The sequence below is a fragment of the Synechococcus sp. RS9902 genome (assembly GCF_014279635.1).
Classification (GTDB): Bacteria; Cyanobacteriota; Cyanobacteriia; order PCC-6307; family Cyanobiaceae; genus Parasynechococcus.
Genome location: NZ_CP047949.1, coordinates 1,868,272 through 1,890,788, shown reverse-complemented (window position 1 = coordinate 1,890,788; position 22,517 = coordinate 1,868,272). Strand labels below are relative to the sequence as shown.

Annotated in this window: 22 protein-coding genes; 14 read left to right on the top strand and 8 right to left on the bottom strand. The window is 63.0% G+C overall.

Annotated features, from left to right (window positions below; genetic code table 11):
- Nucleotides 1-43 precede the first annotated feature (43 nt).
- The 4 genes from bchL to SynRS9902_RS10380 form a co-directional block, all read right to left on the bottom strand.
- Entirely contained in the window at nucleotides 44-934 is an 891-nt protein-coding gene (bchL, locus tag SynRS9902_RS10395; RefSeq protein ID WP_114988518.1) for a ferredoxin:protochlorophyllide reductase (ATP-dependent) iron-sulfur ATP-binding protein, read from the bottom strand.
- A gap of 149 nt (nucleotides 935-1,083) precedes the next feature.
- Nucleotides 1,084-2,658, bottom strand: coding sequence for a ferredoxin:protochlorophyllide reductase (ATP-dependent) subunit B (locus SynRS9902_RS10390; RefSeq protein WP_186509061.1), 1,575 nt, complete (start codon nucleotides 2,656-2,658; stop codon nucleotides 1,084-1,086).
- Between the two features lie 4 nt (nucleotides 2,659-2,662).
- Entirely contained in the window at nucleotides 2,663-3,940 is a 1,278-nt protein-coding gene (locus SynRS9902_RS10385) for a ferredoxin:protochlorophyllide reductase (ATP-dependent) subunit N (RefSeq protein ID WP_114988516.1), read from the bottom strand.
- Between the two features lie 112 nt (nucleotides 3,941-4,052).
- Nucleotides 4,053-4,430: a hypothetical protein gene (locus SynRS9902_RS10380; RefSeq protein ID WP_038556224.1), complete on the bottom strand. Its 378-nt coding sequence runs from the start codon at nucleotides 4,428-4,430 to the stop codon at nucleotides 4,053-4,055.
- 118 nt (nucleotides 4,431-4,548) lie between these two features.
- Here SynRS9902_RS10380 and SynRS9902_RS10375 point away from each other — a divergent pair, with 118 nt between their 5' ends.
- On the top strand, nucleotides 4,549-5,334 hold the full coding sequence (locus SynRS9902_RS10375; RefSeq protein WP_115008700.1) for a BMC domain-containing protein: 786 nt from the start codon (nucleotides 4,549-4,551) through the stop codon (nucleotides 5,332-5,334).
- Between the two features lie 19 nt (nucleotides 5,335-5,353).
- Here the strand turns inward: SynRS9902_RS10375 and SynRS9902_RS10370 are convergent, their stop codons facing one another.
- Nucleotides 5,354-5,935, bottom strand: coding sequence for a non-canonical purine NTP pyrophosphatase (locus SynRS9902_RS10370; protein ID WP_186509060.1), 582 nt, complete (start codon nucleotides 5,933-5,935; stop codon nucleotides 5,354-5,356).
- Between the two features lie 356 nt (nucleotides 5,936-6,291).
- Here SynRS9902_RS10370 and SynRS9902_RS10365 point away from each other — a divergent pair, with 356 nt between their 5' ends.
- The 13 genes from SynRS9902_RS10365 (at nucleotide 6,292) to cbbX (ending at nucleotide 19,617) form a co-directional block, all read left to right on the top strand.
- Nucleotides 6,292-6,603: a BMC domain-containing protein gene (locus SynRS9902_RS10365; protein ID WP_006169870.1), complete on the top strand. Its 312-nt coding sequence runs from the start codon at nucleotides 6,292-6,294 to the stop codon at nucleotides 6,601-6,603.
- Nucleotides 6,604-6,674: 71 nt separating this feature from the next.
- Entirely contained in the window at nucleotides 6,675-8,090 is a 1,416-nt protein-coding gene (locus SynRS9902_RS10360; protein WP_011363747.1) for a form I ribulose bisphosphate carboxylase large subunit, read from the top strand.
- A 59-nt stretch (nucleotides 8,091-8,149) separates the two neighbouring features.
- On the top strand, nucleotides 8,150-8,491 hold the full coding sequence (locus SynRS9902_RS10355; protein WP_006043651.1) for a ribulose bisphosphate carboxylase small subunit: 342 nt from the start codon (nucleotides 8,150-8,152) through the stop codon (nucleotides 8,489-8,491).
- Between the two features lie 101 nt (nucleotides 8,492-8,592).
- Nucleotides 8,593-10,941: a CsoS2 family carboxysome shell protein gene (locus SynRS9902_RS10350; RefSeq protein ID WP_186509059.1), complete on the top strand. Its 2,349-nt coding sequence runs from the start codon at nucleotides 8,593-8,595 to the stop codon at nucleotides 10,939-10,941.
- 7 nt (nucleotides 10,942-10,948) lie between these two features.
- Complete coding sequence (locus SynRS9902_RS10345; RefSeq protein ID WP_186509058.1) at nucleotides 10,949-12,694, top strand: carboxysome shell carbonic anhydrase; 1,746 nt, start codon at nucleotides 10,949-10,951, stop codon at nucleotides 12,692-12,694.
- Between the two features lie 2 nt (nucleotides 12,695-12,696).
- Nucleotides 12,697-13,008: a carboxysome peptide A gene (locus tag SynRS9902_RS10340; protein ID WP_186509057.1), complete on the top strand. Its 312-nt coding sequence runs from the start codon at nucleotides 12,697-12,699 to the stop codon at nucleotides 13,006-13,008.
- Entirely contained in the window at nucleotides 13,008-13,259 is a 252-nt protein-coding gene (locus tag SynRS9902_RS10335) for a carboxysome peptide B (protein ID WP_011363752.1), read from the top strand. Before SynRS9902_RS10340 ends, SynRS9902_RS10335 begins: the two co-directional genes overlap by 1 nt.
- A 53-nt stretch (nucleotides 13,260-13,312) precedes the next feature.
- Nucleotides 13,313-13,849, top strand: coding sequence for a BMC domain-containing protein (locus tag SynRS9902_RS13780; RefSeq protein WP_304623055.1), 537 nt, complete (start codon nucleotides 13,313-13,315; stop codon nucleotides 13,847-13,849).
- A 111-nt stretch (nucleotides 13,850-13,960) separates the two neighbouring features.
- A complete protein-coding gene (locus tag SynRS9902_RS10320) occupies nucleotides 13,961-15,805 on the top strand; it encodes an NAD(P)H-quinone oxidoreductase subunit F (RefSeq protein WP_186509056.1) in 1,845 nt (614 codons plus the stop codon).
- Between the two features lie 10 nt (nucleotides 15,806-15,815).
- Complete coding sequence (locus SynRS9902_RS10315) at nucleotides 15,816-17,306, top strand: NADH-quinone oxidoreductase subunit M (protein ID WP_186509055.1); 1,491 nt, start codon at nucleotides 15,816-15,818, stop codon at nucleotides 17,304-17,306.
- Nucleotides 17,303-18,442 (top strand): CO2 hydration protein, encoded by a 1,140-nt coding sequence (locus SynRS9902_RS10310; RefSeq protein ID WP_186509054.1) that lies wholly within the window; start codon nucleotides 17,303-17,305, stop codon nucleotides 18,440-18,442. The genes SynRS9902_RS10315 and SynRS9902_RS10310 overlap by 4 nt, the downstream gene beginning before the upstream one ends.
- Before the next feature lie 34 nt (nucleotides 18,443-18,476).
- Entirely contained in the window at nucleotides 18,477-18,728 is a 252-nt protein-coding gene (locus SynRS9902_RS10305; protein WP_186495764.1) for a 4a-hydroxytetrahydrobiopterin dehydratase, read from the top strand.
- On the top strand, nucleotides 18,712-19,617 hold the full coding sequence (cbbX, locus tag SynRS9902_RS10300; protein ID WP_186509053.1) for a CbbX protein: 906 nt from the start codon (nucleotides 18,712-18,714) through the stop codon (nucleotides 19,615-19,617). The genes SynRS9902_RS10305 and cbbX overlap by 17 nt, the downstream gene beginning before the upstream one ends.
- Here the strand turns inward: cbbX and SynRS9902_RS10295 are convergent.
- The 3 genes from SynRS9902_RS10295 to SynRS9902_RS10285 are packed head-to-tail and all read right to left on the bottom strand — an operon-like array spanning nucleotide 19,571 to nucleotide 22,499.
- Nucleotides 19,571-20,797, bottom strand: a complete 1,227-nt coding sequence (locus tag SynRS9902_RS10295; protein ID WP_186509052.1) for a chloride channel protein — start codon at nucleotides 20,795-20,797, stop codon at nucleotides 19,571-19,573. The two genes, cbbX and SynRS9902_RS10295, sit on opposite strands and share 47 nt — an antisense overlap.
- The gene (locus SynRS9902_RS10290) at nucleotides 20,794-21,033 is read right to left on the bottom strand and encodes a 2Fe-2S iron-sulfur cluster binding domain-containing protein (protein ID WP_186509051.1); all 240 of its coding nucleotides are present in this window, start codon (nucleotides 21,031-21,033) and stop codon (nucleotides 20,794-20,796) included. The genes SynRS9902_RS10295 and SynRS9902_RS10290 overlap by 4 nt, the downstream gene beginning before the upstream one ends.
- A complete protein-coding gene (locus SynRS9902_RS10285; RefSeq protein WP_186510617.1) occupies nucleotides 21,030-22,499 on the bottom strand; it encodes a cobyric acid synthase in 1,470 nt (489 codons plus the stop codon). Before SynRS9902_RS10285 ends, SynRS9902_RS10290 begins: the two co-directional genes overlap by 4 nt.
- Nucleotides 22,500-22,517: the final 18 nt, after the last annotated feature.

The following is a 22,517-nucleotide window of genomic DNA, read 5'->3' as shown; positions in this document are numbered from 1 at the left end:
GCCCCATTTGTGAATGGGGATTTTAGCTTGCTTCTTTGCTGTTTCAATCGAATCCCAGCAGGTCGAAGATTTCGCGGTCTTTGAGGGATGTGGCCTCGAGCGGCTCCACCTTGTCGAGCATGTTCTGGGCCAGCCGTAGATATTCGTTCTGCACCGCTTGCACGGCCTCATCGGCATCATCCATTTCAAAGATGGTGCATTTTTTGAGTCGGGATCGCCGGATGGCATCCACATCCCTGAAATGGGCCATGGTGCGCAGGCCGGTGCGATCGTTGAACTTGTCGATCTGATCGGTGTCTGCCGAGCGGTTCGCGACAACGCCGCCAAGCCGCACCTTGTAGTTCTTGGCTTTGGCTTGAATCGCCTGAACGATGCGATTCATCGCGAAGATCGAATCGAAATCGTTGGCGGTCACGATCAGGCAATAGTTGGCGTGCTGCAGCGGGGCGGCGAAACCACCACACACCACATCGCCGAGCACATCGAAGATCACCACATCGGTGTCTTCCAATAGATGGTGCTCCTTGAGCAGCTTCACGGTCTGCCCGGTCACGTATCCGCCGCAGCCCGTGCCCGCCGGTGGGCCGCCGCTCTCGACGCACTGCACCCCGTTGAAGCCGGTGAAGACGAAATCCTCAGGCCTCAGCTCTTCGCTGTGGAAGTCCACCTCTTCAAGGATGTCGATCACCGTCGGCACCATCTTGTGGGTGAGGGTGAAGGTGCTGTCGTGCTTGGGGTCGCAGCCGATCTGAAGCACCCGCTTGCCCAGCTTCGAGAAGGCGGCTGACAGGTTCGAGGAGGTGGTGGATTTGCCGATCCCGCCTTTGCCATAGACCGCGATCACCAGGGTTTCTTCCTGGATGTTCAGTGCTGGGTCCTGGTGGACCTGCACGCTGCCTTCACCGTCTGCCGGTCGCGTCAGGGTTGTGGTCATGCAGCGACCTGTACAAGAGAAGTCGATTTCATTTAACAGCAGCAGATGTGCAGTGGTTGGTTTTCACCAAGAAATGAAAGATCTGGTTCTTGGTTAGTTGCAAGAGCAGAATTTCTTTCAATTAAATAAAAAGAAATGAGTGCAAATGCTCATGCCTTGAAGTGGGCTTTTGCGTCATACAGCGTTTCGCTGCTGATCTCTCTGCAGCCCACATCGCGCGCGTAAGCCTCCGTGTTGCGTCGCACCTTTCCCCGTACGAAGAAGGGGATCTTCTTCAGCTCGGCTTCCCCATCGGCCGTCCACTGCAGAGCGCCATCGCCCTCCTCTGGGATGTCACTCAAGCCGGAACTGTCGGCGGCGCCGGCACCACCGGCATGGCCCAGGTGGCTCTGGTGGCCGTCCACGAATTCGAAGTCGTGGCGGAACATGCCGATCAGGTGTTCCTCCAGACCCATCATCAGCGGGTGCACCCAGTCGTCGAAGATCACGTTTGCTCCTTCCCAGCCCATCTGGGGGCTCATTCGGGCGGGAACGTCCTGCACATGCATGGGTGTGCTGATCACCGCGCAGGGAATCCCCAGCCGCTTGGCGCTGTGGCGCTCCATCTGGGTTCCCAGCACCAGTTCCGGTGCCGCTTCGGCCATGGCCGCTTCCACCGCCAGGTAGTCGTCACTGATCAGGGCCTCCAGGCCCAGGGCTTTGGCGGCAGCCCGCACGGGCCGGGCCATCTCCCGGCTGTAGGTGCCCAGCCCCACCACCGTGAAACCCAGTTCCTCGCTGCAGATCCGGGCTGCGGCGAGGGCGTGACTGCCGTCGCCAAAGATGAACACCCGCTTGCCCGTGAGGTACGTGGAGTCCACTGATTCCGAATACCAGGGCAGGCGTGAGCGCCGGTAGCCCTCGTCGGGGGCGGGGGGATCCATCCCCAGCATTTCGTGCACTTCGACGAGGAAATCGTGGGTGGCGCCCACGCCAATCGGCACCGTTCGGCTGAAGGGTATGCCGAAATTGCGCTCCAGCCAGCTGCAGCTGGATTCCGCCACCTCCGGATAAAGGCAGACGTTGAGGTCGGCATCGGGGATCCGCTGCAGATCCTCCACGCCTGCCCCGAGGGGCGCCACCACCCCCACATCGATGCCGTGCAGGGTGAGCAGTTTCTGCACCTCTAGAACGTCGTCCCGGCAGCGGAAGCCCAGCAGGGAGGGGCCCAACAGGTTGACCCGGGGCCGGCGGCCCTGGTGTTGCCATGCCCTGGGGTCGTGCTGGCTGTTGGCTGGCGCCTGCTCCTTCAGCAGGTTGCGCACCAGTTGGTAGAAGGTTTCTGCGGCTCCCCAGTTCTCCTTTTTGCTGTAGGCCGGCAGCTCCAGACTCACCACCGGCATGGTGAGCTCCATGCCCTGGGCCAGGGCACCGGGCTGATCCTGAATCAACTCCGCGGTGCAGCTTTCCCCCACCAGCAGTGCATCGGGTTGGAAGCGATCCACCGCTTCACGCACATGCCGTTTCACCAGTTCGGCGGTGTCCCCGCCGAGATCCCGGGCCTGAAAGGTGGTGTAGGTGACGGGCGGACGCTGTCCGCGCCGCTCAATCATCGTGAACAGCAGATCGGCATAGGTGTCCCCCTGGGGGGCATGGAGCACGTAATGAACGCCGCGCATGGAGGCGGCAATGCGCATGGCCCCCACATGGGGTGGTCCTTCGTAGGTCCAGAGCGTGAGTTGCATGGGATCAGGCGTGCACAGTTGGGTCGGGGCTGCTGGGGTGGAGGCCCGGGCGAATCAGTTGCCGGCGACGCAACGGCCGCGAAAACAGTTCCGCCAGGTCGCCGGCCTGGTCGATTCCGTGGATCGGGCTGAACACCAGTTCGATCGACCATTTGGTGGCGATGCCTTCGGCCTCCAGCGGATTGGCAAGGCCCATCCCGCACACCACCAGATCGGGCTGACTGGCGCGAACCCGGTCCAGTTGCTGCTCCACGTGTTGCCCTTCCATCACCGGGACGTCATCGGGGAGCAAGGCCAGCTCGGCAGCCATCTGTTCACGGTTCAGATAAGGCGTGCCCACCTCGACCAGTTCCATGCCGCATTCCCGTTGCAGAAACCGGGCCAGGGGCAGTTCCAGCTGGGATTCGGGAAGCAGGAAGATCCGCTTGCCCTCCAGCACGGCGCGATGGCGGGCCAAGGCGCTCTGGGCGCGCTCCATCAACGGGTCGAGCACAGCAGCAACCCGTTCATCAGGCAGATGAAAGGCAGCAGCAGCCGCCTCCATCCAGCGGCGACTCCCCTCGGCCCCCAACGGGAAGGGGGCCGTGAGCACTGTGGCGCCGCGGTCGCTGAGCAGGCGCGCGGTTTCCGTGAGAAAGGGTTGGGTCAGCAGCACTGTGGTTCCCGCTCCCACAGCGGGCAGGTCAGTCGATTGCCGGGGCGGCAGGCTGCGAATCGTCTCGATGCCCATCCGCTGGAACAGGTGCATCTGCCGGTCTTCCACGGCATCAGCGAGGGTTCCCACCAGCAGCAACTGACGCTCATCGCTGGCGGGGAGCAGGGGAACGAGGGCTGCCAGTGCCCCGTCTTCTCCCTGGGTGAACGTGGTTTCAATGCCGCTGCCGGAGTAGTTCACCACCCGCACCCGGCCTGTCAATTCTTCGTTGAGCCGTTCGGCGGCCCGGGCCAAATCCAGCTTGATCACTTCGCTGGGGCAGGACCCCACCAGAAACAGCGTGCGGATTTCGGGGCGGCGTTGCAGCAGCTCCCTGCAGACCCGGTCGAGTTCGTCGTGGGCATCGGCGAGGCCAGCCAGATCCCGCTCGCTGAGAATGGCTGTGCCGAAACGGGGTTCGGCAAAAATCATCACCCCTGCGGCGCTCTGGATCAGATGGGCGCAGGTGCGTGATCCCACCACAAGAAAAAAGGCATCGGGCATGCGCCGATGCAGCCACACAATCGAGGTGAGGCCGCAGAACACTTCGCGCGGTCCCGACTCCTTCAGCAGCGTTGGCCCGGCCATCGGCCGCTCCCTTGATGATCAACCTCTCCAAGTTGCGAATGAATCCGCTGAGGAGTGGAAAGGTCGCTCAAACTCTTTGGGATCGCCCAAGCCAGGCAGGCCCTGCCGGAGCTCAAAGGCGGCGACGGAATCCGTCGTAACGATCGGAGCGATCGCTCTCCTCTGCTTTGCTCAAGCGCCAGACGTTGCGGCTGACCCGGCGGGCAACGAGGCCACCGCGTTCCACCCGTTCCGTTCCAGGGCGGGCCCCCAGCAGCATGCTCACCTCCGCGGTGGTGAGTGGAGCACCGGTTTCGATTGCCAACGACGTCAGTTCCAGCCGTTGACGCAGCTGGCGCAGACGCTCACTGTCTGCATTTCCTGATGCCTCCAGCCAGGGCAGATCCACCTGGCCGTCCTGCGCAAGCCGTTGCATCAGGCCGAAGCTCACCATCCCGAGGGCTTGATCAGCGTTGAGATCCACTGGCTTCAGAGAAGACTGCTCAGTCATTGCAAGATCTCTAGAGGGGTTCTCCGGACGGTATCGGCTGTTTTTCAAGGCGCAAGACCGCAGGCTCTAACTCTTTATTGGCCCGTTTCAGCTGAATTCGTCCGGTACACTCCCCGCCATGACCCGTTTTGCCAGCTTCGATGCTCGGGAGCGGCGACGCGGCGGTAGTGCTCTCGTCACCGGCACTGAGGTGACCCCCCAGCAGGGGGGGGCGAGCTGTGTTGTGACAACGGATTCGGAGTCGCCACGGCTGTTGCGGCAGAACAGCCATGTGCAGTCGATCGAACTGCGAACCCACGTCTTCATCGACTCGCTCCAGCCGCAACTGGCGGCCTACATGGGTTCTGTGAGCCAGGGATTTCTGCCCATACCCGGAGATGCCTGCCTCTGGATGGAGGTGTCACCGGGCATGGCGGTGCACCGGGTGACGGACATCGCCCTGAAGGCCAGCAACGTCCGTCTCGGCCAGATGGTGGTGGAGCGGGCGTTCGGCTCGATGGCCCTCTATCACCGCGACCAGAGCACGGTGCTCCATTCCGGAGATGTGGTGCTGGAAGCGATCGGGAGCACCATCGATCAGCGTTCTCCAGCCGATGTGAGCTGGACGGAAGTGATCCGGGCGATCACTCCCGACCATGCTGTGCTGATCAACCGGCAGAACCGACGCGGCTCAATGATTGAAGCCGGGATGAGCATGTTCATCCTGGAGACGGAGCCGGCCGGATACGTTTTGATTGCTGCCAACGAAGCGGAAAAAGCCTCCAACATCACCTTGGTGGACGTGAAAGCGGTGGGTGCCTTCGGACGTCTCACCCTGGCGGGACGGGAGGGTGATGTGGAGGAAGCGGCCGCGGCGGCGATGCGCGCCATCGACCACATCAACAGCAACGCAAGACTGCGCTGAGCGCTCAGACTGGCTCGGATCAGCTCAGGTGCAGCAGCTCACGCAGTTGTGGAGCCAGAGCTCGCGCCGCTTTCCCGCGGCTGCCCAGGCGGCTGAGCTGAGCCGCATTCAGTTCGCCGTAGCTGCAACGGGCTTCCCTCACCCAAAGCAAGGATTCAAATCCGCCGCCGGCGTAGGCCGGGGCACTCAGGAGTTCGCCCCAGCAGATTCCCTCCGCCGCGGCACGACAGTTGCCGGAGGGATCACACAGCACCATCGTGCTGCGAAAACAGGCACTCCGATAAGGCGATCCCACCAGTTCTTTCAGGATTCGCTGCACCTTGGCGTCGTTTCCCTCGGCGTAGCGGGCGGAATACAGACCCGGTGCCCCTTGAAGCGCATCCACCTCAAGCCCTGAATCGTCAGCCAGGGCCCAGCAGCCGGTGCGCAGGGCTGCAGCGCTGGCTTTCAGCTCAGCGTTTTCGCGGTAGGTGCTCCCCGTCTCTTCAACGTCCAGATCGGCAGGTTGACGCTGCACGTCCAGAGGAAGAGGTCCCAGCATGGCCTCGATTTCGGCAACCTTGATCGGGTTGCCCGTGGCGATGGTGAGCTGAAGCGCCAAGGAGGGCCATCAAAAGAGGGCCTCCATTGTGCGGGCTGGTTGGGGCTAGGGACTAACAATCTCTGGATTCGACCCAGCGACACCCATTTGGGTTGAACATTCCACCCCGCAGCAAGGCTTTGGGAAGGTGACGCAACGTGAACCTATTGAGCTTCACCACTGCCGACAACGACTTGTGGGGATGTGATCACACGAACCACCACAGCAGACCGGAACAGTGAGGCACAGGGTGATAAGCCCGGCTTATTTGGTTCACTATGGACAGTGATCGGGAAAGTCGTCCAAATCGCTTGACGGGAAGGGTTCTGGCGAAGCAATGTCCCCAGCGAACATTCCACCCCTTCTCCCGGTAGGCAATGGCTAACGAAACCATGGGCATCGCCCTCGGCATGATCGAGACCCGCGGTCTGGTCCCCGCCATCGAGGCAGCTGATGCCATGACCAAGGCTGCCGAAGTGCGCCTGATCGGTCGTGAGTTCGTCGGCGGCGGCTACGTCACCGTTCTGGTTCGCGGCGAAACTGGCGCTGTCAACGCTGCTGTGCGCGCTGGCGCTGACGCTTGCGAGCGCGTCGGTGACGGCCTGGTCGCCGCTCACATCATTGCCCGCCCCCACCGCGAAGTGGAGCCTGCTCTGGGCAACGGCAACTTCCTTGGTCAGAAGGACTGAGATCTTCCGCTGAGCCTCTGACGAGGCACGCGAACGTCTCAACCTCTTCACCGACCTAACGGAGTTTTCCCATGAGCAAGAAGTACGACGCTGGGGTCAAGGAGTACAGGGATACCTACTGGACTCCTGATTACGTCCCCCTCGACACCGACCTGCTGGCCTGCTTCAAGTGCACCGGCCAAGAAGGTGTGCCCAAGGAAGAAGTTGCCGCTGCTGTGGCTGCTGAATCCTCCACCGGCACCTGGTCCACTGTGTGGTCCGAGCTCCTCACCGATCTCGACTTCTACAAGGGCCGTTGCTACCGCATCGAAGACGTCCCTGGTGACAAGGAGTCTTTCTATGCCTTCATCGCCTATCCCCTCGACCTGTTCGAAGAGGGTTCCATCACCAACGTTCTGACCTCACTGGTCGGCAACGTGTTTGGTTTCAAGGCTCTGCGCCACCTCCGTCTGGAAGACATCCGCTTCCCGATGGCGTTCATCAAGAGCTGCTACGGCCCGCCGAACGGCATCCAGGTCGAGCGCGACCGGATGAACAAGTACGGCCGTCCTCTGCTGGGTTGCACCATCAAGCCGAAGCTCGGCCTGAGCGGTAAGAACTACGGCCGTGTTGTCTATGAGTGCCTGCGTGGCGGTCTGGACTTCACCAAGGACGACGAGAACATCAACTCCCAGCCCTTCCAGCGTTGGCAGAACCGCTTCGAATTCGTTGCGGAAGCCATCAAGCTGTCCGAGCAGGAGACCGGCGAGCGCAAGGGTCACTACCTCAACGTGACCGCCAACACTCCCGAGGAGATGTACGAGCGCGCTGAGTTCGCCAAAGAACTCGGCATGCCGATCATCATGCACGACTTCATCACCGGTGGCTTCACGGCCAACACCGGTCTGTCGAAGTGGTGCCGCAAGAACGGCATGTTGCTCCACATCCACCGCGCCATGCACGCGGTGATCGACCGTCACCCCAAGCACGGCATCCACTTCCGCGTTCTCGCCAAGTGTCTGCGTCTGTCCGGTGGTGACCAGCTCCACACCGGCACCGTGGTCGGCAAGCTGGAAGGTGATCGTCAGACCACCCTCGGCTACATCGACCAGCTGCGCGAATCCTTCGTGCCCGAAGACCGCAGCCGCGGCAACTTCTTCGATCAGGACTGGGGTTCCATGCCTGGCGTGTTCGCCGTTGCTTCCGGCGGTATCCACGTGTGGCACATGCCCGCCCTGGTCACCATCTTCGGCGACGACTCCGTTCTTCAGTTCGGTGGTGGTACCCACGGTCACCCCTGGGGCTCCGCTGCAGGTGCTGCTGCCAACCGTGTGGCCCTCGAGGCCTGCGTCAAGGCACGCAACGCCGGCCGTCATCTCGAGAAAGAGAGCCGCGACATCCTCACGGAAGCCGCGAAGCACAGCCCCGAGCTGGCCATCGCCCTCGAGACCTGGAAGGAGATCAAGTTCGAGTTCGACACCGTCGACAAGCTCGACGTCCAGAACTGATCGTCTCAACGGCCGGTTGATGCAACCGGCCACCCCTTTTTCTTACACCCAGGATCCCCATGCCTTTCCAGAGCACCGTGGGTGACTATCAAACAGTCGCCACCCTGGAGACCTTCGGCTTCCTCCCGCCGATGACCCAGGACGAGATCTACGACCAGATCGCCTACATCATTGCCCAGGGTTGGAGCCCGCTCGTCGAGCACGTCCACCCCAGCAACTCCATGGCCACCTACTGGTCGTATTGGAAGCTCCCCTTCTTCGGTGAGAAGGATCTGAACGTCGTTGTCAGTGAGCTCGAGGCTTGCCACCGCGCATACCCCGACCACCACGTGCGCATCGTCGGTTACGACGCCTACACCCAGAGCCAGGGTGCCTGCTTCGTGGTCTTCGAAGGACGCTGATCCTTCGAACCAATGGTTCCGAGCCCTGACCTGATCAGGGCTCCAGCTTTTCCCGGAGGGGCAAGTGCCCTTCCACTTCACGACGACATCCTCGGGCGGACATGGCAAGACTCTCCAGTCGCGAACTCGCACTTGAACGCCGCAAGGCGCTGACCACTTCCGGTAAGAAGTCCTCGGTAGCGGCTGGTGATGGCGCCAACCGTGTTCGCACCGTTGCTGATGCCCGTCCCACCCGCACCAACGCGGCCGCAGCTGCTGAGCCTGCCACCCCCGCTGCTGTAGCTCCGCAGCGGACCACGTCCTTCACAGCTGCTCCCGCAAAGCGCAGCTCCCAGGTCAAGCCCCACCGCGACCCCAGCCGCGAGCTGGTGCTCGCCCGTCGTGATGCCTTGTCCCGCCGCGGTAAGACCGCCGACACCAGCCGCGATCGCAACCGCGCTGATGTTGCCCGTCAAACCAAGGCAGCCGCTCCTGCTGCTGCACCCGCTGAAACCACCAAGAGCTGTGGTTGCGGTGGCAAGCGTGCCGCTGAAAAGGCTTCCCTCAGTGCACCGGCTCCCAAGTTGTCTGCCCGCACAGAGCGCCGTTCGGCCACTCCCAAGCGTCGTGCCATCGAGAACCCAAGCCGCGCGCTGGTGCTGGCCCGTCGTGAAGCCATGTCGAAGCACGGCAAAACCGCTGGCAAGCAACCCACCAGTGCAGCAGCCGTTGCCCGTCAGGCCAATCCTGACCTCACCAGCCGTGAGCTCGCACAACAGGTGCGTGAGCTGCGCACCAAGTCCGGTGCCCGCAACAAGCAAAGCGCTGGTGTGACCCGCCCCACCGGTCCCAACCGCCACGGCGCCAAGCAAGCCGCTGCCGCTGATGCCCACTGGAAGGTGGGTGAAAGCACCACCACCGGTGGCCAGACCGTGACCGGCACCCAGGCCAACCGCTCGGTGAAAACCACCGGTAACGAGGCCAGCACCTGCCGTTCGATCACCGGTACCGAGTACCTGGGCGCCGAAGTCTTCCAGACCTTCTGTCAGACCGCTCCCGCTGCCACCACCCCGGCCAAGGTGCGCGTCACCGCCACCAGCCACGGCAACCGCGTCACCGGCAATGAAGTCGGCCGTTCCGAAAAGGTCACCGGCGATGAGCCCGGCACCTGCAAGAGCGTGACCGGCACCGAGTACATCTCCGCTAACCAGTCCGCTGCCTACTGCGGTGGTGGCGTGACTTCCCCGCGCAAGGTGGGCCACAGCCTCACCGAACAGGGGCGTCCTGTGAGTGGCGTGATGGTGGGTCGCTCCGCCAGCGTTACCGGTGATGAAGCCGGTGCCAACCGCAGTCTCACCGGCGATCAGTACCTCGGTTCAGATCCTCTGCCCGAAGGTCGCCCTGCCGCCAAGGTGGGTCTCTCCGGAACCCTCTCCGGCACTGGCGTGACCGGCACCATGGTGGGCCGTTCGGCTCAGGTGACCGGCGATGAATTCGGCTCCTGCCACCGCGTGACGGGTGATCAGTACGTGAGTGCTGAGCAGGTGAATGCCTTCTGTGGCGGCAAGCCCGAGCCCGAGGCCGCCAAGGTTGGCTTCAGCATCACCAACCGCAACCAGGTGGTGAGCGGTACCCGTACGGGCCGTTCGGACAACGTGACTGGCGACGAGCCTGGCAGCTGCCAGGCCGTCACCGGCACCCCCTATGCAGGTCTTGAGCAGGCCGGCCACCACTGCGGCACCCCTGCGGTTCAGGCCATCCGTGAGCGCACGCCTGTGCGTGTCGGCACACCTTCCGCTGCAATGACCGGCATCCAACCCGGTGTGGGTGGTGTGATGACCGGCGACAAGCGTGGTGCATGCGAAGCAGTCACCGGCACGCCCTACGTGGGTGCTGATCAGCTGGCCGCTGCCTGCGGCGCTGACGCTCCCGCTGGCACCGACACCCACGGCCAAGCTCCTGAGGGTGCCGCCTGGACCCGCTTCAGCGTGGTGTCTCCCGCCCGTGCTGCCCAGCAGCAACGTGAGGCCGCCTCTGGCGTGACGGGTACCTCCTATGAGCAGGGGAATCGCATCACCGGCCCTTTTGACATGGCTGGCGGCAAGGTGACCGGTACCGAGCAGTTCCGCTTCGACAACCGCGAGTTCCAGAACCGTCAGCAGCGCCAGTTCCAGCCCACCGTGGCTGTGGTCAGCGAGCCTTCTGAGAAGCCTGCATCCCGGGTGACCGGCGAGGGCTCCTCCACCAAGATCACTGGTGACGACTGGGATCGTGGTGAGCACGTGACCGGTACTGAGGGTGCCTCGGCCCGCCGTCGTAACCCCAGCCGTCCCGGCCCGATGAGTGCCATGTCTCCCTTCGAGCGCAAGCGCAACGAGGAGAACGAATGGCCTGTGAGCCGCGTGACCGGTTCCAGCGGCAACACCGAAAAGGGTTCCCTGATCACCGTCTCCGGCGGCGCACGGGGCTGATTCATTGATGGTTCGCTCCAAGCCTCTCCGTGGCGGGCGACCTCAGGCCCCCTCGGCACCCACCCGTCGTCAGCTTCAACAGCTGGCCACAACCTCTGATTCCGTGCAGACCTCGTCTGACGTGGAGTCCTCCACCCGCAAGGCCGCTCTGGATCGGCGCCGTGCCCTCACCACTGCGGGCAAGGCCGCTCAACTGGTCGGCGCCCCGGTTGGTGGCGGTCGGGTTCGCTCCAGTAAGGACGTTCAACGTCCCACTGCCGCTCAGCCGGGCTGGGTCCGCCGTGAAAAGGCAGCCACCCGGGCGGTTCCTTTCAATCTGAGCCGCACCTCTCTGCCGATCACCCACCGGCGTCACCCGTTGACGGATGCAGCGTCGAATGCCCGTCTCCAGGCCTATGAGCAGGAGATCAAGGGCCGCTTTGATCGGATTGTTCCACTGCTCCAGCAGGTTTCAGCGCTTCAGCACGAAACCGATTTCATTCCCCAGGCCCAGCGGTTGTGCCGGGCCGAACTCGGCTTTGATCTGCCGGATCACATCCTGCAGCGGGCCTGGGTTCGTCCCCTCGACATGCGCGCCCTGTTCGCTTGGTGTGTGTTCGAAAGCCACCGGCTGTTCAGTGACCGCTTCTTCCAGGACGATCCCCTGGATGCCGGTACGGGCAGTGCTGCATCCCGGGAGTTCGAACAGTTCCTGCTCGACTGCGGGATCCATCTGCTCGACCTGACGCCCTGTGCCGATGGTCGGTTGGCCCACACCGTGGCCTACGCCCTGCGCATTCCCTTCAGCGCTGTGCGTCGCCGTTCCCACGCTGGCGCCATGTTCGACGTGGAGAACACGGTGAACCGCTGGGTCAAAACCGAGCACCGTCGCTACCGCGAAGGTTCACCCAATCCCTCCACGGAACCGACCCGTTACCTGAAGGTGGTGACGTACCACTTCAGTTCCCTCGATCCCTCCCATCAGGGCTGCGCTGCCCATGGCAGCAATGACGAACTGGCTGCAGCGGCGGGTCATCAACGCCTGCTCGATTTCCGTGAGTCGGTGGAAAACAGCTTCTGTTGCGGTGCCTCCGTTGATCTTCTGCTGATCGGCCTGGACACCGACACCGATGCGATCCGGGTGCATCCGCCGAGTCGTGACAGCGAGATGGTGCTCGACCGTTGGCTCTGCGCCAGGGAACTGCATGCCGCCACGGCATCGATGAGTGCCGATCAAGCGATGGCACAGATTGCTGAAGCCGTTGAGAGCGCTGCACCTGGCCCCATGGATGCCGGGATGGTGTCGTTTCTGACTCGCTTGCTCGCCAATAACTTCTCCCAGATCGACTACGTGCAGGATCTGCACGGGGGCACGTACCCGGATGCTGGGCACGCAGAGCGTTTCATTGGCGTTGGCATCGGTTTCAAAGAGGTGCATCTGCGCAACCTCACCTATTTCGCTCACCTCGACACCGTCGAGGAGGGTGCCCCTGATCTCGATGTGGGCGTGAAAATTTTCAAGGGTCTGAATGTGTCCCGGGATCTGCCGATTCCGGTTGTGGTGCGTTTCGACTATTCCGGCCGTGTGCCCGGTGCTCGGGAACGGGCCATCGCTGATTGCCGACGGGTGAACCAGGCCATCGCCGATCGCTACGCAGCTCTCTTTGATGAGGGTCTGCTCCACACTTTTCTCACCATTCGCGACCGCAACCAGACGGCTCCGGCCGAGGTCGTCGGTTCCACGCTCGATCCGCAACTTCCGGAGGCTCACTGATCATGCTCATCGTCAAGGTCGTCAAGCCGCTCGTTTCCACCAACCGGATCCCCGATTTCGAGCACAAGCACCTTCAGGTGGTGCTGGATGGCAGCACCAAGAAGGTGGCCGTCGATGCGGTGGGTGCGAAACCTGGAGACTGGGTGATCTGCGTCAGCAGCTCGGCCGCCCGTGAAGCCGCCGGCAGCAAGTCCTATCCCAGTGACCTCACGATCGTGGGGATCATTGACCACTGGGAACCTGACCCCTCGAAGACCTCCGCTCCCTCTCCATCCCCCAGCCCCAGCAAACCCGCGGGAGGCAAGGCCAGCTGATGGAGATCATGCAGGTGATGGGAACGCTGGTCTGCTCCTACCGGGTTGCCGGTCTGGATCACATGCACCTGCGCATTCTCAAGAACAACAAGGGCAAGAAGCTGGTGGCCGTTGACCCCGTGGGTGCCCGTGAGGGCAACTGGGTGTTCACCGCCAGCGGTTCGGCTGCCCGGCATGCCTGCCCCGATAACACCGTGCTCACCGATCTCACCATCGGTGGCATTATCGATTTCTGGAATCCGGACGGATAGGGATCCTTCATTTCCCTCCGCCGTTTCCGTTCCGCTTCCACACCTACCAATCCATGGCCACTCCTTCCCCCACCCCCCGTCGTCGCACCACCCGCAGCACCGCCGCGGCGAACAAGACTGTGGATGTGAAGCCTGTGGCCAGCACCCCTGCTCCCGCGTCGACTTCCGCCAAGGCAGCTCCTGCTTCGACGACCCGTCGCGCGTCCACCACAACGCGTCGCAGCAGCGCTTCCAACACCGGATCCGGCGGCGGCTCGGCCGTGACCAAGCCCGCTGCCACCCCTTCCCCCATCGTTCCCGGTGTGGCACTGGGCATGATCGAAACCCGCGGCATGGTTCCTGCCATTGAGGCAGCCGATGCGATGACCAAGGCTGCAGAGGTGAGCCTGATCTGCCGTGAGTATGTGGGTGGTGGCTACGTCACGGTGATGGTGCGTGGCGAAACCGGTGCAGTGAATGCCGCTGTTCGTGCCGGTGCCGATGCCTGCGAGCGCGTGGGCGACGGCCTCGTTGCTGCTCACATCATTGCCCGTCCCCATAAAGAGGTTGAGCCGGTGTTGGCCGGCAGTGGTGCAGCTCGCCGCAGCTGAAGGCACAAAAGCCTCCTCACAGCCGTTCACAAAGAGCCCTTTTGCTCCTGACCGGCTCCTAGATTCGCCGGCCAACCAGCGACCAGCTCGATCACCATCCCGCTCGCCGTTTTGACCCCGGAGCTTTCGCTTCCCATCCAGACCGCCTGGTTGATCCCGCTCTATGGGTTCATCGGGATGCTGGTTTCTCTCCCTTGGGCCTGTGGCTGGTTCCGTCGCGATGCCCATCGACCGGCGGCCTACCTCAACATTCTTCTCACCCTGCTGGCCTTCGCCCACGGAAGCCTGATCCTGCAGGAGGTGTACCAATCAGGGCCGGTGGATCTGGCCTTCCCCTGGCTCAGCGTGGCTGATCTGGAGCTGAACATCAGCTTCAGCCTGTCGCTCACCAACCTGGTGGCCCTGGAACTGATCACGGGCCTCAGCTTGCTGTCGCAGGTGTATTCCCTGGGCTACATGGACAAGGAATGGGCGTTGGCCCGCTTCTTTGCGCTGCTCGGTTTTTTCGAGGGTGCGATGAGTGGTGTCGTGCTCAGCGACTCCCTGTTCCAGAGCTATTTCCTGCTGGAGATGCTGACGCTCTCCACCTATTTATTGGTGGGTTTCTGGTACGCCCAACCCCTGGTGGTCACAGCAGCCCGGGATGCCTTCCTCACCAAGCGCGTTGGTGATGTGCTGCTGCTGATGGGTGTGGTGGCGCTCTGCAGCTATTCCGGCGTGATGGGGTTCAACGACCTTTACGCGTGGGCTGCTCAAGACACCCTCTCTCCCTTGGCGGCAACGCTCTTGGGTTTGGGCCTGGTTGCTGGCCCGACGGGCAAATGCGCCCAGTTCCCCATGCACCTCTGGCTGGACGAAGCCATGGAGGGCCCGAACCCCGCTTCAATTCTGCGGAACTCGGTGGTGGTGACCTGCGGCGCCATCGTGCTGCTGAAGGTGATGCCGATCCTTCAGCTCTCGCCCATCGCCATCGGCGTGATGCTCGTGATCGGCAGCATCAGTGCGATCGGTGGCTCTTTGGTGGCCCTGGCTCAGGTGGACATCAAACGCACGCTGTCGTATTCCACTACGGCCCACATGGGCCTTGTCTTCATCGCCATTGCGCTGCAGATCCCTGTTCTGGCCTTGTTGCTGCTGTTCACCCATGCCGTGTCCAAGGCGCTGCTGTCGATGAGCATTGGCGGTGTGATTGCCTCCACTAATTGTCAGGACATCACCGAGCTGGGGGGATTGGGCAGCCGCATGCCGGCCACCACCACGGCGTTTCTGGTGGGTGGTGCTGGTCTCGTGGGATTCCTGCCCCTGGGTGGCTTCCTGGCCCTGGCCCAATCGATTGAACTGCTGAGCGTGCGCTCGGTGCCGTTCATGGCGGTGTTCCTGCTCACCAACGCACTCACCGCCATGGGTCTGGTGCGGGTGTTCCGCCATGTGTTCATGGGGGATTCCCTGATCAAGTCCCGCCGGGCTGCCGAGGTGAACTGGCAGATGGCGTTCCCAATGGTGGCGCTCACCGTGATCGTGCTGATCACCCCGCTGTTGCTGGTGCGGCTGGAATCGCTCGATGGTTTGTTGGCCTTCCCCCTCTGGGCAGCAGCTCTGGTGGTGGGAAGCGGACTGCTGGGCCTGCTCGTTGGCGCCGTTCTCCCCCTGAGCAAGGCCTGGTCCCGCTCGCTGAATCCTGTGCTGCGCTGGTGGCAGGACCTGCTGGCCTACGACTTCTACACCGAGCGCTTCTATCGCCTCACCATCGTCAACGTGGTGGCTGGCTTCTCTCGCCTGGCCTCCTGGTTCGACCGCAATGTGGTGGATGGTCTTCTCAATGGGGTGGCTCGCTTCTCCCTGGCCAGTGCCGACAGCCTCAAGCTCAGCGTCAGCGGCCAGAGCCAGTCGTACGTGCTGACGGTGCTCCTGGCCATCGTTCTTTTCCTCACCGCGGTGAGCTGGTTCCTCACCTGATCGCCCCGAGATGCTTCTTTCCCTCCTGCTTCTGATTCCCTTCCTCGGGGCTCTGGCTCTGATCCTCTGGCCAGGATCCCCGTCCAGTGCACGCCTGCGCGATGTGTCCATCGTGCTGCTGGTGGTGCAGTGTTTGGCGAGCTTCGCCCTGCTGCTGCCTTTCGATGCCGCCGACGCAGGTTTGCAGTTGGTGGAACAGGCCCGCTGGGTGCATGCCATCGGGCTGGATTACGCCTTGGCGCTGGACGGTTTGTCGTTGCCGCTGGTGTTGATGAATGGGGTGCTCTGCCTGGTGGCGGCCATCGCGTCGCGCACGATCGAAAACCGCCCCCGGGTCTACTTCGCCCTGTTGCTGGTGATTTCCGGAGCTGTGAATGGTGCCTTCCTGGCCCAGAACCTGCTGCTCTTCTTCCTGTTCTACGAACTGGAACTCATCCCGCTCTGGATGCTGATCGCTGTGTGGGGTGGTGCCAACCGGGCCTACGCCGCCACGAAGTTTCTGATCGTCACCGCCGTCTCAGGTGTGCTGATCCTGGGTGCCTTCCTTGGCATTGCCCTGGTCACCGGAACCATGGACTTCAGCCTGCGGCCGATCCTTGCCGGTGAACTGGGCATGACCGCCCAGCTGCTGCTGATGGGTGCTCTGTTGATCGGCTTCGGCATCAAGATCCCCCTCTTCCCCTTCCACACCTGGCTGCCGGATGCCCACACCGAGGCCTCCACACCGGTGTCGGTTCTTCTGGCAGGTGTGCTGCTCAAGCTGGGCACCTACGGCCTGCTGCGTTTCTGCCTTGGCTTGTTCCCCGATGCCTGGCAGCTCGCGTCTCCATGGCTGGCTGGCTGGGCTGCGATCTCTGTGCTCTACGGATCCCTTGCGGCGATTGCCCAGACCGACATGAAGCGCATGGTGGCCTACAGCTCGGTGGGCCATATGGGCTACGTGCTGCTGGCCGCCGCCGCCGCCACGCCGCTCGGGTTGATGGGGGCCCTGTTCCAGATGGTGAGCCACGGCCTGATCTCTGGCGTGCTGTTCCTGGTGGTGGGTGTCGTTTACGCACAGACCGGCACCCGCGACCTCAACGTCTTGCGTGGCCTGCTCAACCCCCAGCGCGGCCTGCCGCTCACTGGATCTCTGATGATCATCGGGGTGATGGCCAGTGCCGGAATCCCCGGCATGGCCGGCTTCATTTCCGAATTCCTGATCTTCCGCGGCAGCCTTCAGCCCTTCCCCCTGGCCACGCTGCTTTCCATGGTGGGATCGGGACTGACGGCGGTGTATTTCCTGCTGTTGGTGAATCGCGCCTTCTTCGGTCGCCTGGCGATCGCCCCCGGCGAGGTGGTGAATCCCCGTATCCTCGACCGCGTGGCGCTGCGGGAGCAGGCCCCGGCCATCGCCCTCAGCCTCGGTGTGCTGGTGCTTGGCCTTGCTCCGGAGCTGCTGTCGAACCTCAGTGAGGCGGCCACCACGGGCCTCAGCCTGATCACTGGAGATCTGTCATGACCCCGACATCCGCATCCCCCGTTCAACCCCCGGTGCTTCCTGATCAGGAGGAGTTGATCCGTCGTTTGCTCAGCGACACGCCGCTGCTCAAGGACACCCCCGACCATCTGCTGCAGGTGGTGAATGTGCTCGAGAGCTATGGGCTTGTTCTCGATGCCTACAGCAAGAACCTTGTGGATCAGGGCGAGCAGCAGATGCTCAATCCCTTCCCGGTGTTCCGCTTTTTCCACGAGGGCTTCAGCTTCAAGCGCCTCTGGACCCATCTGATGGGGGATCGCATCAACTTTGAGTACGCCGAGTATTGCCAGAAGGCGATGTTCTGGCATGGCACCGGCGGGCTGGATGCCTACCTCGATACGCCCGAATTCGCCGAGGCCTGCCAGCGGATCATCAAGCGCAAGTCGGCGCGGGACCCTCTGCTGGCCCTCAACAACCGCCTCTATCCCGATTTCGCCCCCGAGGCCATCCGTTCGCTCACCACCATCTACTGCCTTGGCTTGTTCTGGCGGGTGATGAGCGACATCTTTGTCGACCTGGCCCGCCGATACGCGATCAAGGAAGTCACCTGCGTCAACGATGTTGTGCATCACATCCGCGATGGCCTGGTGGCGGCGGCCGGAAGCCCGATTGAATACAAGGTGACGATCGGTGGTGAAGAGATCTGGGTGCTTCCCCCTGAGGCGGGTCTCACCTTTCTGGTGGATGTTGCGGTGCCCTATGTGGAGGCCGTTTTCTTCCGCGGCATGCCCTTCCTTGGAACGGTGTCTTACAACGCCCAGGCCCGGCAGATCTCTCCGGACATCAGTGATTTCAAGTACGGCGCCCTTTACGCCGATCCGATTCCGAGCATGGGTGCGGGCATTCCCCCCAGCCTCTGCATGCAGGACATGTACCGCCACCTGCCCGAGGAACTGAGCCTCTGGTACGACGACAACGGTCGTGGCCAAACGGACGTGCATGTGCAGATCTGCGTCAGCTTCCAGAAGTCGATGTTCTGCGTCACCAATGCCGCCATCGCCGGCACGATGCCGCATCCACTGGACACCGAGGATCCCGAGCAGCAGGCCGCCAATCGGGCCTACGCCGAGGCCTGGTCTGGGCGCTTGATGGGCTGCCAGCGGGTGGCGCTCCTCTAGGTTTCCAGCAGGTTCAGGCTGAACGGGGACTCTGATGAATCAGTGGCAGGAGCGGAAACGACCCGTATGCCTCGAGTGTCGTTTCGAGTTTGAGAGCTACGACGCCACCAGGGATTTTCTCGACAAACTCGGCGATCACAGCGAGGCCACCCAGCGCTTCCCCGACATCAGCTTTGGGCGCACCTACGTGAACATCACGATCCGGCCCGAGGATGATGGCCCCGAGGCCCAACTGAGCGACGCCGATCGCGCCTTTGCCGCAGAGATCGATGCCCTCCTCAGTTGATCTGGCTTCGGCTTACGCCGAATCCGGTGTGGCTGAGGTGTTGGACCAACTGGACCGTGAACTGATCGGCCTGGCGCCGGTGAAGACGCGGATCCGGGAGATTGCAGCGCTTCTTCTGGTGGATCAGGCGCGGCAGCAACTGGAGTTGCCCAGCACCGCGCCCAGTTTGCACATGTCGTTCACCGGCCATCCCGGCACGGGCAAGACCACCGTGGCGCAGCGGATGTCGCAAATCCTGCATCGCCTGGGTTACCTCCGCAAAGGCCATGTGGTGACGGCCACCCGCGACGATCTCGTGGGTCAGTACGTGGGTCACACCGCCCCAAAAACCAAGGAGATGCTCAAGCGTGCCCAGGGTGGCGTGCTGTTCATCGATGAGGCCTACTACCTCTACAAGCCAGACAATGAACGCGATTACGGCGCCGAAGCGATTGAGATTCTTCTGCAGGAGATGGAGAGCCGGCGCAGCGACGTTGTGGTGATCTTTGCCGGCTACAGAGATCGGATGGAGACCTTCTACAGCTCCAATCCAGGCCTGTCCTCAAGGGTGGCGCACCATCTCGATTTCCCCGACTACAGCGACGACGAGCTGATGGCGATTGCAGGCCTGCTCCTCGAAGCCCAGCACTACCAGTTCAGTGCCGAGGCCGAGACGGCCTTCTCCGACTACGTCTCGCGCCGGCGCCAGCTGCCTTTCTTCGCCAACGCGCGCTCGGTTCGAAATGCGTTGGACCGGGCCCGTCTGCGTCAGGCCAACCGGTTGTTTTCGCGGATGGGGGAAGCCCTCACCAAACAGGATCTCACCACGATTGCGGCGGCAGACATCCTGGCCAGCCGTGTGTTCAAGGGCGAAGTGGAGGGCCACCATCCCGCTCAGCACGAGACCTGATCAGCTGCGCCATGCCGAGGCCCACCAGCAGGCCAGCGGCTCCGTGGCCTTGCAGGAGGGCAACCCCGAGCACCAGAACTGCCAAGGGTGCAGGAAGCATGAAGCGGTACAACGCACCTGTGAGGGAGCCGCACCAGCTGCCCAGGCTGCCCAGATCGGGCAACAGCAGGTGGAGTCCCATCCCAAGCGCGCAGGCCACCAGAAACAAGGGGAAGAACACCCCTCCGCGCCAGCCGGTTTCCAGGCAAAGGCCGAGCATCAGCAGTTTCACGATCGCGGAGAGCAGCAGAACCAAGGCCTCACTTGAGTTCTGGCCTTCCAGCAGGGGCCTCAGCTGGTCTTCTCCTGCGAAGGGAACCAACGGCAACCAGTGCATGCAGGCCCCCAACAGCAGGCCTGTCAGCAGCGGCCACCAGGGCCATCGGGCCAGGAGTTGGCGCTGCTCCAACCAGCCTCGCCACTGCAGCAACAACCAGCCGAGGCCGCAACCGATAACTCCCCCCAACAGGCCTGCGCTGAGGCTGCCGAGATCTTCTCCCAGGGTGCTGGGCCAGATGTAGGGAAGCCGTTGCAGCGATCCACCGCTGGCGGTTCCCAGGCCATTGAAGGCAGCAAACCCGGCAACACCGCCAAGGCTGCCGGGCAACCAGCGGTCGAGGAAGGTCTGCTTGCGGCTTTTTGGGTGAGAGACCTCGCCCACCACAGCACCCCCCAGCAGTGGAGCTCCGAAAAAGGCAAGACTTCCTGCCACTGTTGCCTCCTGCAGCTTCTGGTCACGACCACGCCAGATCCGTTGACTGATCAGGGCGGCCATTCGGCTCATCAGGGCTTCAGGCCCGACGCAACCTCCACCGATCTGGGCCACTGCAGCGCCAACCAGGCCGCGAGCTTCATCGCGTTTTGGAGCCTGGTCTGGATCACGCAGATCACTGAGGGTGTCCCGCAGTTCCGGTAGCAACGTGGTGGGGCCGGGGCGATGCAGCAGCGAGAGGGTCAAGCCGCTGCCGCCGCAGATCAGCAGCGACCAGCCCAGGGGAAGGCCGCGATCCAAGCCCTCGAGCACCGGATCTCCCCAGAGCAGCTGGCTTAAGCCGCCGATCCAGCCCATCACAACTGACACACCGGCGCCGCTCAGGGCGCCGGTAAGCAGGGCCATCAGGCTGAGGCGTAGGCGAGTCACCAGTGCGGATCGGTGGCGAATTCAACGCTGAGTTTCGCTGATTTCGATGCCGGAACGGTGCTGATGCAGGCGCGCACCGTCTTGCCGTTCACGTCGATTTCGCAGGCCCCGCAGCTGCCCCCCAGGCAACCGGTGGGAATGCTGATGCCCGCTCCACTGGCGGCCACCAACCAGTCCTTGCCAATGGTTTCGTGGGTGATGCGCCCATTGGGCCAGCGCACAGGAATCGACGTCATGGCTGGAGCAATGGAGCAAGGTTCACATGTTGCTCGAAGGCATCGGCGAGGCGATCGAGCAACAGATCACGGTGAGCGCTGTGGTTCTTTGGTTCGTTGGCCAACGGTTGCAGGCCCCGTTGCTCGCGAAGCCTGTTGAGCCAGGCCCGTCGCCAGGGGCCGTTGTCGAGCAACCCGTGCAGGTAGGTGCCCACCACGCTCGAACCCTTGGGGCCGGGAGCCCACCACCCCAAACCAGGGTCGCTGCTTAGCGGCTGAAGACCGGGATCCGGTGTGGTGGTTCCGTAGTGCAGTTCAAATCCGCTCAGCGGTGTTTCCATGGGCCAGAGGCCATCGATGCTGCGCTGGCTCAGTCGTTTCATGCCGCTGAAGGTGGTTGCCAGGGGCAGAAGGCCCAGGCCGCTCTGGGGTCCCCGCTGATCGGTGCCCTCCAGACCCTCCGGATCGTTCAACGTTTTGCCCAGCATCTGCATGCCGCCGCAGATGCCCAGGACGGATCCCCCAGCCTGGGCGTAGCTCCGGAGTTGATCGGCTAGTCCACAGCTGTTCAACGCTTCGAGATCCCGCAGCGTCTGCTTGCTTCCCGGAAGAATCACTGCATCCGGCTCGCCGAGGGGTTCCCCGGGTTGAATCCAGCGCAGTTTCAGGCTGGCTTCAGCTTCGAGCGGATCGAGATCGGAGAAGTTGCTCAGGGAGGGCAACCGCAGCACAGCGATCTCCAGATCGGTGGCTCCCCGGGTGGGTTTGCGTTCCAGCAGATCCAGGGAATCTTCCGGTGGAAACAGCTCGTTCAGCCAGGGCATCACCCCCAGCACCGGTACCCCGGTGTTGGCTTCTAGCCATTGGCGACCCTCATCAAACAGCTCCCGACGGCCGCGGAAGCGGTTGATCAGGATGCCCTTGATCAGCGGGCGCTCCACCGGGCGCAGCAAAGCGAGCGTCCCAACGATCTGGGCAAAGACGCCGCCGCGCTCAATGTCGGCCACCAGCAGGCAGTTGGCCCGCAGGTACTGGGCCAGGCGCAGGTTGGTGAGGTCGCGGCGTTGCAGGTTCACTTCCACCGGGCTTCCCGCCCCCTCCAGCACCAGCCGGCCTTGCGGCCATTGCTGCTGGAGCTCCATCAGGCCGGTGCGGATCGCCTGCCAACCGGGGCGGAACCAGTCGCGGTAGTAGTGCTCGGCGCGGGCGATCCCCACGCTCTGGCCCCCATGGATCACCTCACTGGTGCTGTCTCCCCGGGGTTTCAGCAATACGGGATTCATGGCGCAGCAGGGCTCAAGGCCCGCCGCCCAGGCCTGCATTGCCTGGGAGTAGGCCATTTCGCCGCCATCGGCATCCACCCAGGCGTTATTGCTCATGTTCTGGCCCTTGAAGGGCAGTGCCTGTTCCCCACGGCGTTGGAGCACCCGGCACAGTGCTGCCGTCATCAGCGATTTGCCGGCACCGCTGGAGGTGCCCAGCACCATCAGGGGTCGCGGCGTGGT